Raw genomic sequence first — 2,021 nt, 5'->3', positions numbered from 1 at the left:
CCGCACCCCTTACCCCCGCACTCGCCGTGCTTTGCTGGCTACTGCTCGCGCTGCCGACCACCGCATTGGCCACAGCGAGCACGGCTGAACAGGATCCGCTTAACTCCTTTATGTGGCCTGTGTACCGCGAGCGCTTTCTGGGCGATGCCCCCGTGGTGTTTGATGAGCGCGTCACCGTTAGAGCGCCGGGGTTCGCCGAAGACTCAGGACAAGTACCCATTGCGCTAGATGCCAGCGCCTTAGAAGCCAGCGGCGAGCCAATCACTGACATTATTGCCTGGGTGGACCTCAACCCGATTCCCCGCCTGTTCCACTACTCACCTATGAGCCATGGAATAGCCAAGCTATCGTTAAATATTCGCTTGGAACAAGCCTCCGCGGTGCGTGTAGCAGTGAAACAGGGGGATACCTGGCATGTGGGTGGCACCTACATTGAAGCGGAAGGCGGTGGCTGCACCACCCCCGGTATTGCCAGCGCTGACACCGACTGGGAAACCACCTTCGGCGAGCTCCAGGGTCGGCTGTTTGCCAATGAGGACGAACAGCGCCTGCGGGTGCGCCTTTCTCACCCCATGGACAGCGGCTTAATCCCCAGCCAGCCCGCCTTTTATGTGCAGTCGTTTGAACTGTTGGATCAGCAGGGCCAGCAAGTGGCCGCCCTGGATATCGATGCATCAGTGAGCGCCAACCCCACCTTAGGGCTGCATATGCGCCCCTCTCCAGGCGGTTATGTGATTGGCGCGCGGGATAACAACGGCAACCGCTTTTCTATTGGTCTGCAGCCATGAAAGCTGGTTTTCTGGCCACCTTCAGTACACTGCTGATCACGCCGCTGGCAGCCAGCGAACCGGTGATGTTCTGCGAACGTCCGCTAACCGCCCAATCGATCGCGGAAAACACCTGGATGGTGGAAGGTGTAAAAGAGGAGCTCTCCACCAGCAACTGCGGCCATATAGGCAACCAAGCGTTTATTGCTACGCCCAGTGGTGTCATCCTTATCGACAGCGGCAGCAGCCCACACTTTGGCGAAGCACTCAAAACACTCATTGCTCAGCACACCGCTCAACCCGTTCGCTGGGTGTTGAATACCCATCACCACCCTGACCACTTTTTTGGTAATGCCGCCTTCGACGAGGCACAGCACCTCACCTTAGCCAGCACTCGTACGTTGATGGCCCGCGACCGGGACGCACTGATCGATAACGTAGAGCGACTAACCGGACGCAGCTTGGAGCGCTTGCCTATTGCCCTACCCAACGTGATCGAGGCCGGCGAGATAACCCTTGGCAACTACCCGCTCACGCTTTTCGCCATGAGCGGCCATAGCGGTGGAGACCTAGTGATTATGGATCATGCCACCGACGTGCTGTTTTTGGGCGACATGGGGTTCTACCAACGTGCTGCTGCCACTGCTCACAGCCCAAGCCTGCAACAGTGGCTGGAAGAACTGAATGATCTGCGCGCGCTCAACGCCAGTATCGCAGTACCGGGTCATGGCCCCAGTGCGCCGCCCGAAACGATCATTGGCCAAACCACGCATTACCTGGAATGGCTGGACCAACGTCTCAGTGATGTGGCTAGCGAAGGGCTAGGTGCCAATCATGCCTTGGCCGTTGAAATTCCCAGCATGTTTAGCACCATGGCACTCAGCGAATATGAGTTCACCCGCAGCGTAATGCAGCTTTACCCACACTACGAAGCACGGTTGCTGTGGGGCGCCCCACACTAAGGAGCACATCTATGCTGCTTACCCTGGCAGATGCTGCCGAACCTACTGACACCTTGGCCGAGTTACACAGCGACGCCCAATCTATTTATTGGCTCGCTCGTTGCCCGCAAACGGGCGGCATGCAACTTTGGCAGTGGCGCGCCGACAGCAACGAGACGCCGCGCTGTGTAATAGAAGAGGCGCTGGGTAGCCGCGTGAACCAGTACGGCGGCGGCAGCTACACGCCCCTGCTAGGGGGCGTCGTATGGGTGCGCCAGCACGATCAAGCCATCATGCAGCTCGACCGCCACGG

The 2,021-nt window shown here is 58.8% G+C and carries 2 protein-coding genes and 1 pseudogene; all 3 read left to right on the top strand.

Features of this window, described 5'->3' with window-relative positions:
* Nucleotides 1–788: quinoprotein dehydrogenase-associated SoxYZ-like carrier (locus INT22_RS07440; protein ID WP_226912490.1), on the top strand; the 788-nt coding region annotated here is incomplete at its 5' end.
* Nucleotides 785–1,729: a quinoprotein relay system zinc metallohydrolase 1 gene (locus INT22_RS07435; RefSeq protein ID WP_193067974.1), complete on the top strand. Its 945-nt coding sequence runs from the start codon at nt 785–787 to the stop codon at nt 1,727–1,729. The genes INT22_RS07440 and INT22_RS07435, both read left to right, overlap by 4 nt.
* A gap of 11 nt (nt 1,730–1,740) precedes the next feature.
* Nucleotides 1,741–2,021: pseudogene (locus tag INT22_RS20430) on the top strand (alpha/beta hydrolase family protein); the annotation flags it as partial.

Origin of the sequence: Halomonas sp. 3D7M (assembly GCF_014897885.1) — a bacterium.
Classification (GTDB): domain Bacteria; phylum Pseudomonadota; class Gammaproteobacteria; order Pseudomonadales; family Halomonadaceae; genus Vreelandella.
Note: the sequence above shows the minus strand (reverse complement) of the source record. Positions and strands in the feature narration are given on the sequence as shown.